Origin of the sequence: Streptomyces sp. Tue6028 (genome assembly GCF_002300165.1) — a bacterium.
Classification (GTDB): Bacteria; Actinomycetota; Actinomycetes; order Streptomycetales; family Streptomycetaceae; genus Streptomyces; species Streptomyces siamensis.
In genome coordinates this window covers 136673-154353 of sequence record NZ_MLCE01000035.1, presented here as the reverse complement: position 1 = coordinate 154353, position 17681 = coordinate 136673, and the positions used below count along the sequence as shown (strand labels likewise).

Annotated in this window: 13 protein-coding genes; 2 read left to right on the top strand and 11 right to left on the bottom strand. The window is 71.1% G+C overall.

Annotated features, from left to right (window positions below):
• Positions 1 to 138: 138 nt before the first annotated feature.
• Positions 139 to 1413 carry a M14 family metallopeptidase gene (locus BKI49_RS32450; protein WP_179332656.1) on the bottom strand — a complete coding sequence of 425 codons (1275 nt, stop codon included), beginning with the start codon at positions 1411 to 1413 and terminating at the stop codon, positions 139 to 141.
• Positions 1410 to 3374 (bottom strand): Xaa-Pro dipeptidyl-peptidase, encoded by a 1965-nt coding sequence (locus BKI49_RS32445; protein ID WP_095937859.1) that lies wholly within the window; start codon positions 3372 to 3374, stop codon positions 1410 to 1412. The genes BKI49_RS32450 and BKI49_RS32445 overlap by 4 nt, the downstream gene beginning before the upstream one ends.
• Positions 3375 to 3555: 181 nt before the next feature.
• Between BKI49_RS32445 and BKI49_RS32440 the strand changes: the two genes are divergently transcribed.
• Positions 3556 to 5046 (top strand): M1 family metallopeptidase, encoded by a 1491-nt coding sequence (locus tag BKI49_RS32440; RefSeq protein ID WP_095937858.1) that lies wholly within the window; start codon positions 3556 to 3558, stop codon positions 5044 to 5046.
• Positions 5047 to 5595: 549 nt separating this feature from the next.
• Here the strand turns inward: BKI49_RS32440 and BKI49_RS32435 are convergent.
• Complete coding sequence (locus tag BKI49_RS32435) at positions 5596 to 6546, bottom strand: adenosine kinase (RefSeq protein ID WP_095937857.1); 951 nt, start codon at positions 6544 to 6546, stop codon at positions 5596 to 5598.
• Between the two features lie 247 nt (positions 6547 to 6793).
• Complete coding sequence (locus BKI49_RS32430; RefSeq protein ID WP_095937856.1) at positions 6794 to 8260, bottom strand: amino acid permease; 1467 nt, start codon at positions 8258 to 8260, stop codon at positions 6794 to 6796.
• A gap of 308 nt (positions 8261 to 8568) precedes the next feature.
• Between BKI49_RS32430 and BKI49_RS32425 the strand changes: the two genes are divergently transcribed.
• On the top strand, positions 8569 to 9267 hold the full coding sequence (locus tag BKI49_RS32425) for a MerR family transcriptional regulator (protein ID WP_107469452.1): 699 nt from the start codon (positions 8569 to 8571) through the stop codon (positions 9265 to 9267).
• A gap of 25 nt (positions 9268 to 9292) precedes the next feature.
• Here BKI49_RS32425 and BKI49_RS35570 read toward each other — a convergent pair whose 3' ends face one another.
• From BKI49_RS35570 to BKI49_RS32390, 7 genes are all read right to left on the bottom strand, one after another.
• Positions 9293 to 10123, bottom strand: coding sequence for an SDR family oxidoreductase (locus BKI49_RS35570; RefSeq protein WP_095937855.1), 831 nt, complete (start codon positions 10121 to 10123; stop codon positions 9293 to 9295).
• A 125-nt stretch (positions 10124 to 10248) separates the two neighbouring features.
• Positions 10249 to 12423, bottom strand: coding sequence for a 3-hydroxyacyl-CoA dehydrogenase NAD-binding domain-containing protein (locus BKI49_RS32415; protein ID WP_095937854.1), 2175 nt, complete (start codon positions 12421 to 12423; stop codon positions 10249 to 10251).
• A gap of 47 nt (positions 12424 to 12470) precedes the next feature.
• On the bottom strand, positions 12471 to 13685 hold the full coding sequence (locus BKI49_RS32410) for an acetyl-CoA C-acetyltransferase (protein WP_095937853.1): 1215 nt from the start codon (positions 13683 to 13685) through the stop codon (positions 12471 to 12473).
• 21 nt (positions 13686 to 13706) lie between these two features.
• Positions 13707 to 14849 (bottom strand): acyl-CoA dehydrogenase family protein, encoded by a 1143-nt coding sequence (locus tag BKI49_RS32405; RefSeq protein WP_095937852.1) that lies wholly within the window; start codon positions 14847 to 14849, stop codon positions 13707 to 13709.
• Positions 14850 to 14864: 15 nt separating this feature from the next.
• On the bottom strand, positions 14865 to 15878 hold the full coding sequence (locus BKI49_RS32400; protein ID WP_095937851.1) for an LLM class F420-dependent oxidoreductase: 1014 nt from the start codon (positions 15876 to 15878) through the stop codon (positions 14865 to 14867).
• Entirely contained in the window at positions 15878 to 17014 is a 1137-nt protein-coding gene (locus tag BKI49_RS32395) for a CaiB/BaiF CoA transferase family protein (RefSeq protein WP_095937850.1), read from the bottom strand. The genes BKI49_RS32400 and BKI49_RS32395 overlap by 1 nt, the downstream gene beginning before the upstream one ends.
• 228 nt (positions 17015 to 17242) lie before the next feature.
• Positions 17243 to 17623, bottom strand: coding sequence for an MmcQ/YjbR family DNA-binding protein (locus tag BKI49_RS32390; protein WP_095937939.1), 381 nt, complete (start codon positions 17621 to 17623; stop codon positions 17243 to 17245).
• Between the last annotated feature and the right edge of the window lie 58 nt (positions 17624 to 17681).

Genomic DNA, 17681 nt, shown 5'->3' with positions numbered 1-17681 from the left:
CGGCCGCCTCGTAGGAGAACCGCCGCCTCGTAGGAGAACCGCCGCCTCGTAGGAGAACCGCCGCCTCGTAGGGGAACGGCGGTTCCGTGGAAGCGGCCGCCCCCGTGGCAGCGGCCGCCCCCGTGGAAGCGCCCGCTCTCAGCAGTCCGGCGCGGGTTCCGCGGCGGTGAGGTGGTACGGCGCGCGCTCGTCGAGGAGCAGGGGGACGAGGGCGCGCAGGGACTGGCGCAGCGGGACGAGCACGCCGTCGGCCCCGCGCCGTACGCGTACGCCGTGCAGGGCGAGTTCGTCGCCGACGTCCGCGTACTGGTCCGCCGTGAGCCGGTACCCGCAGGGCGGGTCCTGGATCACCTCGGACGGTTCGGCCGGGTCGTTGTCGGCGCCGCCGAGGTAGACCGGGCCGGTGTCGCGGTGGCCCGCGGCGCGGGCGGCGGCGGTGGCCTCCGCGACCTGCCCGCCCCGCTCCCGGGTGAATCCGAACAGTCCGCCCAGCGCGGCGAGCTGGGACTGGACCCGGCGACGGTTGTTCGCGGGTTCCGCGCTGTCGTCGAGCGCTTCCACCCGGCTCTCGATGAGCAGGCCCACGGAGTGTTTGACGCCGGACATGTTCCGCAGGATGCGTTCCTGTCCGTCGCCCGCGGTCTGCTTGACGGGATCGCCGGTCACGGGGTCGGTCCAGATGCCGTACGTGCCGGTCGAGTACCCGCCGGCCCGGGCGGCGGGCCGTACGTACTCCCCTGACAGCGTCTGCGCCTCGTCGTGCACGGCCGCGTCCGTGTTGAGGTTGCGCGGCCAGAGGTCGAAGAGGTCCTTGTCGTAGTACTTCGGGGTGGCGCCGTACTCGTGGAGGTCGTAGACGACATCGGGTCTGCGGTCGCGCAGGACCGTGGCCGTCGCGCGGGCCTCGGCGGTCGTGAGGGCGAGGTGGTCCCGGTTGATGTCGACGCCGTCGGCGTTCCCCCGGGTGTCGGCGGCGCGGCCGTCGGGGTTGGCGGTGGGCAGGACCAGCACGGTGGTGCGATCGAGCAGGCGCCGGGTCGGCCCGTCCTCGGCGAACGCCAGGTCGCGGACCGTGCTGAGGCACGCCTCGCGGCCCGCGGGTTCGTCGCCGTGCTGGCTGCACACCAGCAGCACGGTCGTAGGGGTGCGGTGCGTGCCGACACGGACGAGCCGGAGTGGGCGGCCCTGTCCGGTCGTCCCGATCCGGGTGACGGAGACCCTGTCGCTCGCCCGGTCCACGGCGGCGAGGAAGTCCCGCTCCTCACGCTCGCCGGTCCAGCGTGCTCCCCCGCTGCGTTCGAATCCGGTGCGCGGCGGGGTGTCGGCCGCGTGTGCCGGCGCGGTCAGCAGGGGTGCCGCCAGGGCCGTGGCGGTGACCGCCACGGCCAGGGCTCGTGCGCGTAAGGCGCTCAACGGGCCTCCCCGGGCACCGGGAGTGCCGTGCGGGGCGCGCCCACGCCGTCGAGGACGGACGGGCGGGGTGCCGCTGCCGTCTCGCCCGCCGTCGCCCGTGCGAAGGCCTTGGAGCCGCCGACCAGCGGGACCCTGGCCGAGGTGCGGGACAGGTCGAGGGTCAGGGTCGGTGTGCTGGACGGGGGGTCGATGAGGTCCTTGTCGGTGCCCGCGATGATCAGTGCGAGCCGATGGCCCTCGGGCACGACGTGGTCGGTGGCCGCCAGGTCGAGCGTGATGGTGTAGGCACGGCCGGGGGTCAGGGGGACGCCCTTCGCGTCGGAGGCGTAATTGCCGAGGTCGGCCCAGCCGCGGCTGAACACCGTGTAGTCGACGTCGGTCTTCTTCGCCTCGGTTCCCTTGAAGCAGGCGCTGTCGCCGGCCGTGCTCGCGCCCCAGCAGGTGCGGTCGGTGAGGGTGGTGATGCCCTCGCCGCCGGCGGCGTAGTCGCGGATGGTGTCCGGTCCGAGGTCGACGAGGACGGCGGAGAGGTGGGCCGTGGACGTGGTGGGGGTGGCGGTGACGGTCACCTTGGAGGAGCCGGACAGCCGCAGGTCGCGGGTGAGCGGCTCGGTGACGAAGCCGGCCTTCTCGGTGGTCGGCCCGTCGATGTGCGCGGCCCAGTCGGTCTCGCTCAGCGCCGGGTTGTCGGTGAAGGTCTCGGTGCCGGAGCCCGTCCGCAGGCCGAGGGTGCCGACGCCGGCCTGGGTGCCGGTGTCCGGCCGCAGGGTCGTCGTGCTCGTGGCGCGCGGCGGCCAGACGCTCGACGTGACCCACTGGTCGGGGTGCCGTTCGATGTCGGCCATGGGTTCGTCGTCGATGCCGTTGTCGTAGCCGAGGAGTTCGTGGTCGAACCAGCGGTGCAGGGTGTCGGTCCAGGTGGCGGGGCGGAAGTCGAAGGGGTCGACGTGGCCGGTCTGGGAGAGCCAGATCTTGCGCTCGACGCCGTTCCTGGCGAGGGCGTCCCACCACTGGCCGAAGTGCTTGGTACGGACGTTGAGGTCCTGCATGCCGTGGATCAGGAAGACACTGGCCCTGACCTTGCTCGCGTCCTTCACGTAGTCGCGCTCGGTCCACAGCGGCGTCCAGTCGCCGGTGCGCGGTGCCTGGTCGACGAGCTTCTGCTGCACGGCGGCGCACTTGGCGCGGGCGTCGGGGCTGTCGACGTAGTCGGAGAGCCAGTCCGGGCCCGAGTCGTAGAGCGGGGCGCCCTTGGCGAAGTAGTAGTCGTACCAGGAGGAGATGGCGCTGATCGGCACGATGGTCTTCAGGCCCTTGACGCCGGTGGCGGCGACGCCGTTGGCGATGGTGCCGTCCCAGCTCTTGCCGATCATGCCGGTTCTGCCGTTGGTCCAGGTGGCCTCGGCCGAGGTGGTGCCGGTGCGCGTGGTGTAGGCCCTGGCCCGGCCGTTCAGCCAGTCGACGACCGCCTTGGCGGACTGGATGTCGGAGCGTCCGCCGACGTCCACGCAGCCGTCGGAGCGGTTGGTGCCGGCGAGGTCGACGCCGACGAAGGCGTAGCCGCGCGGGACGAAATAGTTGTCGTAGAAGAGCGGCATCTGGACAACGTTGCCGTTCGCGTCGTACGTCTTCTTCTGGCTCTCGTTGCCGCGTCCGCAGCAGGAGTAGTACGGGCTGGCGTCCATGATCACGGGTATCTTGCGGCCCTGGCGGGCGAGTTCGCGCGGCCGGACGACGTCGACGGCGACACGGTCCGTCTTCCCGTCGCCGTCGCCGTCGAGTCCGGTGTCGACCCAGACCGATTCGCGGATCGCGTTCTCGTACGAATAGACGGGGGTGCTCTCGCGCGGGGCGCTGTGTGCAGCGGCGGGGGCAAGGAACGAAGCCATCAGGGCGGCCGTGGCGGCCGTCGCGAGCGATCTCCAGGTCGTGAAGCGCATGCGGCGCACTGGTATCGGCATGCGCGGAAGGTACCCCGGTCGACTCCGGCGCAAAAGAGGGTCGGTGAAAGGTCCATGAGGCACCGTCAGTCATGTCGGCCGAATGGCGATCGTGTGACAGGGGTGGCTGTGGACACGCCTTGGGCACAGGGACTGAATAGGCTCCGGACAGACTTCATGCCCCTACCACTTGGAGCTTGACGTGCACCGCAGACTCATCGCCCCGGGCGCGCTCGCGGCCTCCCTGCTGCTGGCGATCCCGGCTTCGGCGGCCAGCAGTTCCCCGGGGGCGCCGGGCATCGGCGACCCCTACTACCCGGCCTACGGCAACGGCGGATACGACGTCTCGCACTACGACCTGCGACTCACGTACCAGCCGCGGACGGACGAACTGGAGGGAACGGCGACCCTCCTGGCCACGACCACGCAGGACCTGTCGCGGTTCGACCTGGACTTCCTGCTCGACGTGAGCGAGGTGCGGGTCAACGGCGCGAAGGCGTCGTTCGCGACGTCCGGGCAGCACGAGCTGGAGATCACTCCGGCGAAGCCGCTGCCCAAGGGGACGCCGGTCACGGTCGTCGTCCGGTACAGCGGGGTGCCGTCCACGAAGAGCGCGTACGGCTTCTCGACCTGGCACCGCACCCCCGACGGCGCGGTCGCGGCGGACGAGCCCGAGGCGGCCTGGTGGTGGTACCCGAGTAACGACCATCCGCTGGACAAGGCGACGTACGACGTGTCGGTGGCGGTGCCCGACGGCACTCAGGCCATCTCCAACGGCACGCTCCAGTCGACGAGTTCGCGCCTGGGCTGGACCCGCTACAACTGGCGCTCGAACAAACCGCAGGCGACCTACCTCACCACGCTCGCCGTCGGGAAGTTCGACATCACCACCAGCACGTCCGAGGGCGGCGTGCCGGTCGTCAACGCGTACAGCAAGGACCTCGGCGACAACGACGGCGCGGCGCGGGCCAGTGTGGAGCGGACCGGGGAGCTCGTCGACTGGCTGAGCGGCTACTTCGGGCCGTATCCCTTCAGTTCGGCGGGCGGCTACGTGCCCAACACGACGACCGGGTACGCGCTGGAGACGCAGACCCGCGTGTACTACAGCCCCAAGCAGTTCGCGAACGGCTCGAACACGTCCGTCGTCGTGCACGAGTTGGCGCACCAGTGGTACGGCGACGACGTGTCGCTGAAGGGCTGGAAGGACATCTGGATCAACGAGGGCTTCGCCCGTTACGCGCAGTGGCTGTGGTCGGAGCACGAGGGCGAGGGCACGGCCCAGGAGCTCGCGGACTACGTGTACACCTCGCACCCGGCAGACGACGCCTTCTGGACGGTCGAGCCCGGTGACCCGGGCCCGGACGACCAGTTCGACATCGCGGTCTACGACCGGGGCGCCCTCGCCGTGCAGGCGCTGCGCAACGAGATCGGGGACGACGCGTTCTTCGCCGTCCTCAAGGGCTGGCCGAAGAAGCACGCGTACGGCAACGCGTCGGTCGACGACTTCCGGAAGTACGCCGAGCAGGTGTCGGGCAAGCCGCTCGCCGCGTTGTTCGACACGTGGCTGTTCCAGCCCTCGAAGCCGGCCGTGTCCGCGGCGCGGGGTGTGTCCCTCGCCCGGGGCGAGGGGGTTCCGGCTCGGCCCAAGTCGTGGAAGCGGATCGCTGCGACGGACTCCGTCCACGGCCGCTGAGTGACGCCGGGCCGGTCGGTCGGCCCGGCGTCGGCGCTCCGCTGCCCGTCCGTCCCTCTGCGGGCGGACGGGTGTGCGCGCCGCGCCGTGGCTGCCCGGTGCCGTTCGCACCCGGCTGGGACGCACCGCCGGACGCGCGCGTGCGGCTTCGCGGAGGCTGAGCGCGCCGTTCCCCGCGCCCCTGACGGGGCACACCACCCGGACGCGCGCGTGCGGCTTCGCGGGGGCCGAGCGCGCCGTTCCCCGCGCCCCTGACGGGGCACACCACCCGGACGCGCGCGTGCGGCTTCGCGGAGGCTGAGCGCGCCGTTCCCCGCGCCCCTGACGGGGCACACCACCCGGACGCGCGCGTGCGGCTTCGCGGGGGCCGAGCGCGCCGTTCCCCGCGCCCCTGACGGGGCACACCACCCGGACGCGCGCGTGCGGCTTCGCGGGGGCCGAGCACGCCGTTCCCCGCGCCCCGGACGGGGTCCCGAACCGCCAGCCCTACAGGCACCACCAAGGAGCGGGACGGACGGCGCGCGCCGGCGCGGAGAGGTATACGGGGACTCACGCGCCGGGGACGGCTGCCTCGGTCGTGGTGACGCCTCGCTCCTCCAATTCCGCGACGCGGGCCAGGAGTTCGTCGCGGCCGATGGCGTCGGCCCGGGTCGAGGGCACCGTGCAGGCGTACGCTCCGGCCACCACGCCGTACAGCGCGCACCGCAGGGGTGGTTCCCCGGCGAGCCGGCCGAAGAGGAAGCCGGAGGCGAAGGCGTCGCCCGCGCCGTTGGAGTCCACGACCGGTGCGGGAGGGGTGACCGCAGGGATGTGGGTCACCTCGCCGTCCACGAGCAGATACGCGCCGTCCGCCCCGGCGGTGGCCGCCACGACCTGGGCCCGGCCCCGTTCGCCGATCCGGCGCATGGTCCGCTCGGGGTCGGCCAGCGCGGTGGTGGACAGGAAGACGACGTCCGCGGCATGGGCGAACGGCTCGTGGTACGGGTTGTCCCCGTCCCAGTTGTGCAGGTCGGTCGAGAGCGTCAGGCCCGCTTCGCGCAGTACCGGCAGGGTGGCGGAGCACGGGTGGGTGATGACGACGTGGGCGTGACGGCTCGCTCCGGCCAGCGCGCGCACCGTCTCCTCGGGCAGCCGGTCCGCTTCCCGGGAGCGGCTGTCGTCGTACAGCGAGAGCCTGCGTCCCTGCGGGTCGACGAGGTTGACCGCCCGCTTGGTGCCGCCGGGCTGGAGGACGTCCGTGAGCGGGATCCCCCGGTCGCGGTGGAGGGCCCGGACGAGCTCGCCCTCGTGGTCGTCGCCGATCATGTCGAGGTGGTGCGTGCGCAGGCCCAGGGCGTGCACGCCGAGCGCGACGAAGTCCCCGCTCTGTCCGGCCCGGGTCTCGATGCCGGGCCGGATCATGTAACTGTCGGCGAACGGGAGCGGCAGTTCGGGGACGTGGACGATCGTGTCCACGCCCGCGCCTCCCAGGACGAGGACGTCGATCTCGGGGCTGCTCATGGGTGTTCCTCTCGGCTGCACGCTCGGTCGGCACGTGAGTCAAGCAGCGCCGCGACGACCCTGGCAATGACTTGCAGCATCTTTCTGCAAGTCATTGCGGTGAGAACGTGCCTGCCCGGAGCGGGAGTTGGGCCGACGGGGCGGTCGCGGCCGGTCGGCCGTACGAGAAATGGCGCCGTCCCGCACCTACGAGATGTGCGGGACGACGCCATCGCGGGCGCGGCCACCGTCGGTGGCCGCCGGGCCGCTACTTCATGAGTTCGCCGAGCTCCCGGTCCTCGGCCTGCGAGACGCGGCGCCGGACCGCGAACCAGCCGCCGACGAGCAGGGCTCCGATCACCGGGACGAGCAGGAGCGTCTTCCGGCCGACCTCGGGGTCGTTCCACATCAGGCCGAGCACGGCCACCAGGAAGACCACGGTGACGATCTCGGTGAACGGGCTGCCCGGCAGGCGGAACGAGGGACGCGTCACCAGCCCCTCCTTGGCCCGGCGGACGAACATCAGGTGGCAGATCATGATGATCACCCAGGTGCTGATGACGCCGAGCGACGCCACGTTCAGGACGATCTCGAAGGCCTGGCTCGGCATGAGGTAGTTCAGGCCGACACCGAGCACGCACACCGCGCAGGTGAGCAGGATGCCGCCGTACGGCACCTGGCTGCGGTTCATCCTCGCGGTGAACCTGGGGGCCGAGCCCGCCGAGGCCATCGAGCGCAGGATGCGGCCGGTGGAGTACAGGCCGGAGTTCAGCGAGGACATGGCGGCCGTGAGGACGACCAGGTTCATCACGTCGCCGGCGGCCGGGATGCCGACCTTGGAGAGGACCGTGACGAAGGGACTCTCGTCGGCGGAGTAGACGGAACCGGGCAGCAGCAGCGCGAGGAGCACGACCGAGCCGACGTAGAAGAGGCCGACGCGCCACATGATCGAGTTCACCGCGCGCGGGACGACCTTCTCCGGCTCGGCGGTCTCGCCCGCGGCGACACCGACCAGTTCCAGCGCGGCGTAGGCGAAGATCACGCCCTGCATGACCAGGACGACCGGCATCACACCGTGCGGAAGGAGCCCGCCGTGGTCCGTGATGACGCCGACCCCGGGCGTCTGGCCGCCGACCTGGTGCTGCGTGGCGAGCAGGAAGATGCCGATCAGCATGAACGCGACGAGCGTGGCGACCTTGATGATCGCGAACCAGAACTCCATCTCGCCGAAGATCTTCACCGAGATCAGGTTCACGGCGAGGACCACGGCGAGGGCGATGAGCGCCAGCACCCACTGCGGGATGTCGGTGAAGAAGCTCCAGTAGTGCGTGTAGAGCGCGATCGCGGTGATGTCCGCGATACCGGTCGTCGACCAGTTCAGGAAGTACATCCACCCGGCGACGTAGGCGCCCTTCTCGCCGAGGAACTCGCGCGCGTACGACACGAAGGACCCGGAGGAGGGCCGGTAGAGGACCAGCTCGCCGAGGGCGCGCACGACGAAGAAGGCGAAGACGCCGCAGACGAGGTAGGCGATCGCGAGTGCGGGGCCCGCGTTGTGGAGGCGCCCGCCGGCTCCGAGGAAGAGTCCGGTGCCGATCGCGCCGCCGATGGCGATCATGTTGACGTGGCGGGCCTTGAGGTCCTTGCTGTAGCCGGCGTCGCCCGCGTCCGCGGGCGCGCGGGTCGCACCGGTGAGGGATGCGGCCTTGGCCGTGTCTACGGCTTCCTTGGTCACGGGTGGATCTACTCTCTGGTGCGCCCGACGCACCGGGGCTCGGGTGTCCGGATGTGCCACGGTCCGTACCTCCTGGCGTGGTACGGACCAAGGCGCCACCTTCCCCGAGGGATCACGGCCATGCGATGACGCATGCCACACAGCGGAACATCTCACATGCTGATCAATGGCTGCAAAAGCGGCGATCAAGGCGATATCGGGCCTCACGAGTACTTTCACAAGGTTGGTGAGACAGTAATACTGTTGCACCGTGTCCTCGTCCGTCCCGGAGGGCGGGCGCCGCACCACCCGGAAGGTGAGGACCTGCCATGACCACGGACACCGAGGAGTCGACGCTCACCGTCGACGAGCTGGCCGCGCTGGCAGGCGTCACGGTCCGGACGATCCGCTTCTACAGCGCGAAGGGCCTGCTCCCGCCGCCCGTGATCGGCCCGCGACGCGTGGGGCACTACAGCCGTCAGCACCTGGCCCGGCTGGCTCTCATCGAGGAACTGCAGCACCAGGGCATGACGCTGGCGGCGATCGAGCGCCATCTTGCACAGCTGCCGCCCGGCCTGAGCGCCCACGACCTGGCCATTCACCGCGCCGTGGTGGCCTCCTGGGCACCCGACGCGGTGGAGGTGGTGACGCGCGAGGAGCTGGCGCGACGGGCCGGACGGCCTCTGGCGGACGAAGACCTGGACCGGCTGACTGCCATGCAGGTCGTCGAGCGGACCTCGGACTCCTTCCGCGTGGATCCGGCGCTGCTGCGGCTCGGCGTGGAGCTGCTGGACGTGCCCATCGCCCACGAGGCGGTCCTCGCGGCGCGGACGGTCCTGCTGGAGCACTCCCGCGCGGCGGCCCGCGAGCTGTCCGCGCTGCTGCGCGACGCGGTGGGCGAGCAGGAGTCCGTCGCGGCGGTGAAGTCGCTGTCCGCGCACATGGAGCCGCTGGTCGTGCAGGCCCTGCTCACCACGTTCCAGCGCTCGCTGAAGGAGGAGCTGCGGGAGTGGCTCAAGCAGTCCTGACCTGCTCCCACGCCCGACGGCCCGGTCACAGGTAGGCGGATCCGCCGGCCACGTCGAGGGTCTGGCCGGTCAGGAAGCCGCTGCCCTGGTCGACCACGTACAGCAGCGTGGACAGCAGGTCGGACGGCTCCTGGGTCCTCGGCACGGCCTGCTGGGCGCGGACGTGCTCGAAACCGCCGCCCGCTCCGGGGGTCCGTGCTGCGGTGGCCGTGCGCACCATGCTCGGCGCGATCGCGTTGACCGTGATGCCGTACGGGCCGAGCGCCGACGCCAGCGCGCGCGTGAAGCCGATGAGACCGGCCTTCGAGGAGACGTACGCGGGGGTCCGGGCCGGGACGTCGACCTCGGTGTCCTCGGTGAGCAGGTCCATCGGTACCGAGAGGAAGACCGGTCCCGCGGGCGGCCGTACGGCGAGGGCGAAGGCGCGGCGCACGGCGAGCGGCAGGTCACGGGCGTGCTGGACGTCGAGGGCCGCCTTGACGGCGGGCCGGGCGAGTCCGACGAGGTCGCCCGAGAGCATGGGGTCCTGCTGGAGGTGGCGGCGGTCCTGCTGGCCGGCCGTCACCACCAGCGGGGTGCGTGAGCGGCGGGCGTTGAGCAGGCCGATGAGCCCGTTGGCGAGCCCGGCCGCGATGTGCAGGCTGACGAACGCGGGCCGCCCGGTGGCGCGGGCGTATCCGTCGGCCATGGAGACGACGGCGCCCTCGTGGACGCCGAGCACGTACTCGGGCGCGTCCTGTTCGGCCATGAGGGCGGCGAGGAAGGGCAGTTCGGTGGTGCCGGGGTTGCCGAAGACACGGTCCACGCCCTCGCCGCGCAGGATGTCCAGCAGGGCGTGGGCGGGGCGGCGACCCACGGGAGCTCCTCGGTGGGGGCGGGGACCGGTTCGCGGTCAGCGTCCGGTCCCCGCCCCCGGGGGAGCAAGCCCCGCATACCACTCAGCGGTACGTCGGGTACGGCCGGGGCGGCGGGTGTGTGCGGTTACTTGTCGCTGAACCGCTCGCCCTTCTCCGCCTTCTCGACGAGCAGCGCGGGCGGCGTGAACCGCGTTCCGTAGCGGTCGGCGAGCTCACGCGCGCGGGCCACGAAGCCGGGCAGGCCTCCGTCGTAGCCGTTGATGTACTGGAGGACGCCACCGGTCCAGCCGGGGAAGCCGATGCCGAAGATGGATCCGATGTTGGCGTCGGCGACGGACGTGAGGACGCCTTCCTCCAGGAGCCGGACGGTGTCCAGCGCCTCGGAGAAGAGCATGCGCTCCTGCATGTCCTGGAAGGGAATCTCGTGTCCCGTCTTGGTGAAGTGCTCGCGCAGGCCGGGCCACAGCCTGCCGCGCCTGCCGTCCTCGCCGTACTCGTAGAAGCCCGCTCCGCCGCTGCGCCCGGTGCGGCCGAACTCGTCGACCATGCGGTCGATGACGGCCTCGGCCGGGTGCGTCTCCCAGGTGCCGCCGGCCTCCTCGACCGCCTGCCTCGACTCCTTGCGGATCTTGCGCGGCAGGGTGAGCGTGAGCTCGTCCATCAGGGAGAGGACCTTGGCGGGGTAGCCGGCCTGTGCGGCGGCCTGCTCGACCGACGCGGGCTCGATGCCCTCGCCGACCATCGCGACACCCTCGTTGATGAAGTGGCCGATGACGCGGGAGGTGAAGAATCCGCGGGAGTCGTTGACGACGATCGGGGTCTTCTTGATCTGGCGCACCAGGTCGAAGGCGCGTGCCAGTGCCTCGTCGCCGGTCCGCTCGCCCTTGATGATCTCGACGAGCGGCATCTTGTCGACGGGCGAGAAGAAGTGCAGGCCGATGAAGTCGTCCTGCCGCTCGACGCCTTCGGCGAGGACGGTGATCGGGAGGGTCGAGGTGTTGGAGCACAGCAGTGCGTCCGGCTCGACGATGTTCTCGATCTCCTGGAAGACCTTGTGCTTGAGCGAGGTGTCCTCGAAGACGGCCTCGATCACGGCGTCGCAGCCGGCCAGGTCGTTCGGGTCGGCGGTGGGGGTGATGCGGGCGAGCAGTTCGTCGGCCTTCTGCTGGGTCGTGCGTCCCCGGGAGACGGCCTTGGCGCAGAGCTTCTCGGAGTAGGCCTTGCCCTTGGCCGCCGCGTCCGCCGAGACGTCCTTGAGGACGACGTCGATGCCGGCGCGGGCGCAGGAGTAGGCGATGCCCGCGCCCATCATCCCGGCGCCGAGGACGGCGACCTTGCGGACCTGGCGCGGCTCGATGCCCTGGGGCCGGTTGGCGCCGGAGTTGACCGCCTGGAGGTCGAAGAAGAACGCCTGGATCATGTTCTTCGAGGTCTGCCCCGTCACCAGCTCGGTGAAGTAGCGGGCCTCGATGACGAGCGCGGTCTCGAAGTCGACCTGGGAGCCCTCCACGGCGGCGGCGAGGATGTTGCGCGGGGCCGGGTAGGGGGCGCCGCCCAGTTGCTTGCGCAGGTTGGCCGGGAAGGCGGGCAGGTTGGCGGCGAACTTCGGGTTCGACGGCGTGCCGCCCGGGATCTTGTAGCCGGGCTTGTCCCAGGGCTGCTGCGACTCGGGGTTGGCGTCGATGAAGGCGCGCGCCTTGGCGAGCATCTCCTCGGGGGTGGCCGCGACCTCGTGGACCAGGCCGTTCTCCAGGGCGCGCTGCGGGGAGTACTGGGTGCCCTGGAGCAGCACCTTGAGGAGGGCGTCGGTGATGCCCATGAGGCGGACGGTGCGGGTGACGCCGCCGCCCGCGGGCAGCAGGCCGAGGGTGACCTCGGGCAGGCCGATCTTGGAGCCGGGCGCGTCGAGGGCGACGCGGTGGTGGGAGGCGAGGGCGATCTCGTAACCGCCGCCGAGCGCGGCGCCGTTGATGGCGGCGACGACCGGCTTGCCGAGGGTCTCGATGCGGCGGAGGCAGCCCTTGATGTCCGTGCCCAGGTCGAATGCCTGCTGGGCGTCCTCCGGACCGGCCTGGATCATGTCCTTGAGGTCGCCGCCCGCGAAGAAGGTCTTCTTGGCGGAGGTGTAGATGATGCCGCGGATGGAGTCCTTCTCGGCCTCGACGCGGTCGGCGACGGCCGCGATCGAGTCCTTGAAGGCCTGGTTCATCGTGTTGGCGGACTGGTTGGGGTCGTCGAGGACGAGGGTGACGACGCCGGTCTCGTCCTGTTCCCAGCGGATGGTGGTGCTCTCGGTCATGGGGAGGGTCTCCGGTCTCCGTTGAAGTCTGGTGGTCCGCTGGGGAGTTACAGGCGCTCGATGATGGTGGCGATGCCCATGCCGCCGCCGACGCACAGCGTGGCGAGGCCGTAGCGCTTGTCCTGGCGCTCCAGTTCGTCGACGAGGGTGCCGAGGATCATCGCGCCGGTCGCGCCGAGCGGGTGGCCGAGGGCGATCGCGCCGCCGTTGACGTTGACCTTGTCCAGGGACAGGCCCATGTCCTTCACGAAGCGCAGCACGACGGCCGCGAAGGCTTCGTTGATCTCGACGAGGTCGATGTCGTCGATGGTGAGTCCGGCCTTGGCGAGCGCCTTGCGGGTGGCGGGCGCGGGGCCGGTCAGCATGATGGTGGGCTCGGAGCCGGAGACCGCCGCGGAGACGATCCGCGCGCGCGGGGTGAGTCCGTAGCGCTCGCCGACCTCCTTCGAGCCGATGGCCACCAGGGAGGCTCCGTCGACGATGCCGGACGAGTTGCCCGCGTGGTGGACGTGGTCGATCTCCTCGACCCAGTGGTACTTCTGCAGGGCGACCGCGTCGAAGCCGCCCAGTTCGCCGATGTCCGCGAACGACGGCTTCAGCTTGGCCAGCGAGTCGGCGGTGGTGCCGGGGCGCAGGTGCTCGTCGTGGTCGAGGACGACGAGCCCGCTGCGGTCCTTCACGGGGACGACGGACTTCTCGAAGCGGCCGTCCTTCCAGGCAGCGGCGGCGCGCTCCTGGGAGAGGGCCGCGTACTCGTCCACGTCACGGCGGGAGAACCCCTCGATGGTGGCGATCAGGTCGGCGCCGATGCCCTGCGGCACGAAGTTGGTGGCCATGTTGGTCATCGGGTCGGCGAACCAGGCGCCGCCGTCCGATGCCATCGGCACGCGCGACATCGACTCGACGCCGCCCGCGAGCACCAGGTCCTCCCAGCCGGAACGAACCTTCATCGCGGCCATGTTCACGGCTTCCAGGCCCGAGGCGCAGAAGCGGTTCTCCTGGACGCCCGCCACCGTGTCGGGCAGTCCGGCGGCGATCGCGGCGATGCGGGCGATGTCGGAGCCCTGGTCGCCGACGGGTCCGACGACACCGAGCACGATGTCGTCGACGGCGGCCGGGTCCAGGCCCGGGAAGCGTCGCTGGACCTCGTGGATGAGCCCGACGACCAGGTCGATGGGCTTGGTGCCGTGCAGGGCGCCGTTCGCCTTGCCGCGGCCGCGCGGGGTGCGGATCGCGTCGTACACGTACGCTTCGGTGCTCACTGGTAAGCCTTTCGAGGAGGGTTAGCCGAGCAGGGAACGACCGATGATCTCCTTCATGATCTCGGTGGTCCCGCCGTAGATGGTCTGGATACGTCCGTCGGTGAAGGCCTTCGCGACGCGGTACTCCGTCATGTAGCCGTAACCGCCGTGCAGTTGGAGACAACGGTCAGCTACCCGCTTCTGCAGCTCGGTGGCCCACCATTTGGCCATCGAGGCGTGCACTGCGTCGAGTTCGCCGTTCGAGTGGTCGACGATGCAGCGGTCGAGGAAGGTGCGGGTGACGGCGCACTCGGTGGCCATCTCGGCTATCTCGAAGCGGATGTGCTGGAGCTTGGACAGCGGCCTGCCGAAGGCCTCGCGTTCCTTGACGTACTCCGTGGTGATCTCCAGGAGGTGCTCGGCGGCGGCGATCCCGGCGACGGCTATGGCCATGCGCTCCTGCGCCAGGTTCGTCATCAGATGGACGAAGGCGCCGTTCAGCTCGCCGAGGAGGTTCTCCTTGGGCACGCGTACGTCGTTGAAGAACAGTTCGGCCGTGTCCTGCGCCTTCTGGCCGATCTTGTCGAGGTTCCGGCCGCGCTCGAAGCCCTCCGTGCCGCGCTCCACGACGAGCAGGGAGAGTCCGTGGGCGCCGCCCTCGGGGGTCGTCCTCGCGACGACGACCACGAGGTCGGCGAGGATGCCGTTGGAGATGAACGTCTTGGAGCCGTTGAGCAGCCAGTGGTCGCCGCGGTCCTCGGCGTGCGTCTTGATGCCCTGGAGGTCGGAGCCGGCGCCCGGTTCGGTCATGGCGATCGCGGTGATCAGCGAACCGTCGCAGAAGCCGGGCAGCCAGCGCCGCTTCTGTTCCTCGGTGGCCAGGCCCGTCAGATACGGTCCGATGATGTCGTTGTGCAGCCCGAGCGCGAGACCGGAGGCGCCCGCGCGCGTGAACTCCTCGGCGAGCACGGCGCTGTAGCGGAAGTCGGTGTCGCCGCCGCCTCCGTACTCCTCGGGGACCGCGAGTCCGAGCAGGCCCTGCCGCCCCGCCGCGCGCCAGGCGTCGCGCGCGACGATGCCGTCCTTCTCCCACTGTTCGTAGTGGGGCAGCACCTCCTTGGTGAGGAAGGTGCGCACGGTGTCGCGGAACGCGTCGTGCTCGGCGGTGAAGATCTGCCGCTTCATGCGGGAAACGCCCTCCTAGAGCCAGCTCTTGACGGTTTCGATGAGGCGGGCCGGTTCCGGGCCGACGGGGATGACGTTGAGCATGGTCACCCCGGCCTCCCGGAAGGCCTCGACACGCTCGCGGACGTAGCTCTCGGGCCCGCACAGCGAAATGAGTTCGCAGAACTCGTCGGGGACCGCGGCCTCGGCCTCCTTCTTCCGCCCGGACAGGTACAGCTCCTGGATGAGGCGGGCTTCCTTCTCGTAGCCGTAGGCCACCGCGAGGTCGTTGTAGAAGTTCTTCCCGGGTGCGCCCATGCCCCCTACGTAGAGGGCGATCCGGGGGCGTGCGAGGTCGCGGGCGGCCGCCGCGTCCTCGCCGATGGCGAGCAGTCCGCCCGCGACGGTCCGCAGCGGGCCGAGAGCGGGGTCGCGGCGTGCGGCGCCCTCGGCCAGCGCGGTGCCCCACACCTGGTGGGCCTTCTCGGGGATGAAGAGCGTCGGCAGCCAGCCGTCGGCGATCTCCGCGGTCATCCGTACGTTGGCGGGGCCGAGCGAGGCGACGTACAGGGGAACGTCGGGCCGCACGGGCTTGGTGAGGATCTTGAGCGGCTTGCCGAGGCCGCCGGGGCGCGGCATGTCGGTGATGCCGTGGTGGTCGATCACCTCGCGGCGCAGGATGCGGCGGGTGAGTTCGACGGCCTCACGGGTCCGGCCGATCGGCTTGTCGTACGCCTTTCCGTGCCAGCCCTCGACGACCTGCGGGCCGGAGGCGCCCAGTCCGATGGCGGCGCGCCCGCCGGAGATCGCGTCGAGCCCGGCGGCGGTCTGCGCGATCAGCGCGGGGGTGCGCGAGTAGACGTTGAGGATCGCGGCGCCGATGGTCATGCGCTCGGTGCGGGCGGCCAGGTAGCCCATGATCGTGGGCGAGTCGAAGCCGTAGGCCTCGGCGACCCAGACGGCGTCCAGGCCCGCGGACTCCAGCGCGGCCACCTCGTCCACGGCCTGCCGGGGGTCGCCCGCATAGTCGAGCGGGAGGGAGAGCTCCATCAGTCGCCGTCCTTCATGAGGTGGGGCAGGCGCCAGTCGCGGGCCACGTCCGCGGTGTCGGCGCCCGGCTGGGCGGGACCTTTGCGGACGGCGGTGTGGGTGAGGGAGAAGCGCGGCGCGGGCGCCGGCTGGGTGATGCCGCCGTGGTCGACGAAGGTGCCCCGCGCGGCGAGGTGGGGGTGCGTGGGTGCCTCGCGCAGTGAGAGGACCGGTGCCACGCAGGCGTCGGAGTCCTCGAAGACGGCGGTCCACTCGTCGCGCGTACGGGTCCGGAAGCGGGCCGCGACCTCTTGCCGCAGTTCCTCCCAGCGGGCCAGGTCCTTGTGGGCGCCGGTGAGTTCCCCGATGCCGAGCAGGGTGACGAACTCGTCGTAGAACTGCTGCTCCAGGGCGCCCACCGCCATGTACTGGCCGTCGGCCGTCTCGTAGGTCCCGTAGTAGGGGCAGCCGCCGTCGAGGAGGTTGGCGCCGCGGCGGTCCTGCCAGCCGCCGGCGGCGAGCATGCCGTGGATCATCGCGGAGAGGTGCGCGGTGCCGTCGACGATGGCCGCGTCCACGACCTGTCCGGTGCCGGTCGCGCGCGCGTGGTGGAGCGCGGCGAGGACGCCCACGACGAGGTAGAGCGAGCCGCCCGCGTAGTCCCCGACGAGGTTGGCCGGGACCGCGGGCGGCTCGCCCGGGGCGCCGATCATTCCGAGGGTGCCGGTCAGGGCGATGTACGCGATGTCGTGGCCGGCGCGGCGGGCGAGCGGGCCCTCCTGTCCCCAGCCGGTCATACGGCCGTAGACCAGTGCGGGGTTGCGGGCGTGGCAGGCCTCGGGGCCGACGCCGAGGCGTTCGGCGACGCCGGGGCGGTATCCCTCGACGAGGACGTCGGCCCGCTCGACGAGATCGAGGACGTGGGACGGGCCGTCCTCGGCCTTCAGGTCGACGATCACCGACCGCTTGTTGCGGTTGGTGATGTCGTACTCCGGGTTGATCGCCAGTCCGGGGCCGCCCGGCCGGTCGACGCGGACGACGTCCGCGCCGAGGTCGGCGAGGAGCATGGCGGCGAACGGTCCGGGACCGATGCCCGCCAGCTCGACCACGCGCACCCCGGCGAGCGGGCCGTGTCCCGGCCTTCCTGCCTCTGCCATCGAGCCCCCAGCACTGTGACACCACTGATGTGACATCAGTGATGTTATGAACGTGTTCCACGTCGGGCAAGCCCCTGACGAGCAAGCGCTTAGTCTAGTTTCCCCGCGCCCGATCGTGACATAACGGGATGAAAACGCACACGCCGGGCGGCTTTGTGGCGGCGGGGGACCGCCCGGAGAGCCGTACGGACAGGTCCGCGGGCGGAGTGCCGGCGGCGTGCGGCGCCGTCAGCGCCGGTCCAGCTCCGCGACCAGCTTCTTCGGCGCGACGACCCGGTAGCTCTCCTCGACCCAGTCGCACAGCAGCCCCGCCGCGGGGGCACCGGACGCCTCCAGGGGTATGCGCACCCACCCAGATCCGCCGAGGCCGTACGCCGCCGGCTCGGCGCCCGGGGAGGTGAGGGCATGCGCGTGCGCGGTGTCGTCCGTGAGCTTGAGCGTGAGGCCCAGTGGGTGACTGCCGTCGTCCGTGCCGAGGAAGACGAACACCTTCCTGCCGGCCTTCGCCACGGCCTCGCCCCAGGGGAACTCCTCCACGGCGCCCGGCAGCCCGAGGGCGAACTCGCGCACCTTCTCCCACTTTTTCAGGGCGCTTTTCGGAACGGCCACGGTCACCTCCGGCCTCTTCGCCCGACCTCGTCGTCCGGCTGCTCGTTCCTCACGCTAG

Excerpts from the sequence above, each read along its gene's own strand:
- BKI49_RS32415 (WP_095937854.1), bottom strand. The coding sequence starts at position 12,423 with ATGACCGAGAGCACCACCATCCGCTGGGAACAGGACGAGACCGGCGTC.
- BKI49_RS32435 (WP_095937857.1), bottom strand. The coding sequence starts at position 6,546 with ATGAGCAGCCCCGAGATCGACGTCCTCGTCCTGGGAGGCGCGGGCGTG.
- BKI49_RS32395 (WP_095937850.1), bottom strand. The coding sequence starts at position 17,014 with ATGGCAGAGGCAGGAAGGCCGGGACACGGCCCGCTCGCCGGGGTGCGC.
- BKI49_RS32425 (WP_107469452.1), top strand. The coding sequence starts at position 8,569 with ATGACCACGGACACCGAGGAGTCGACGCTCACCGTCGACGAGCTGGCC.
- BKI49_RS32400 (WP_095937851.1), bottom strand. The coding sequence starts at position 15,878 with ATGGAGCTCTCCCTCCCGCTCGACTATGCGGGCGACCCCCGGCAGGCC.
- BKI49_RS32405 (WP_095937852.1), bottom strand. The coding sequence starts at position 14,849 with ATGAAGCGGCAGATCTTCACCGCCGAGCACGACGCGTTCCGCGACACC.
- BKI49_RS32445 (WP_095937859.1), bottom strand. The coding sequence starts at position 3,374 with ATGCCGATACCAGTGCGCCGCATGCGCTTCACGACCTGGAGATCGCTC.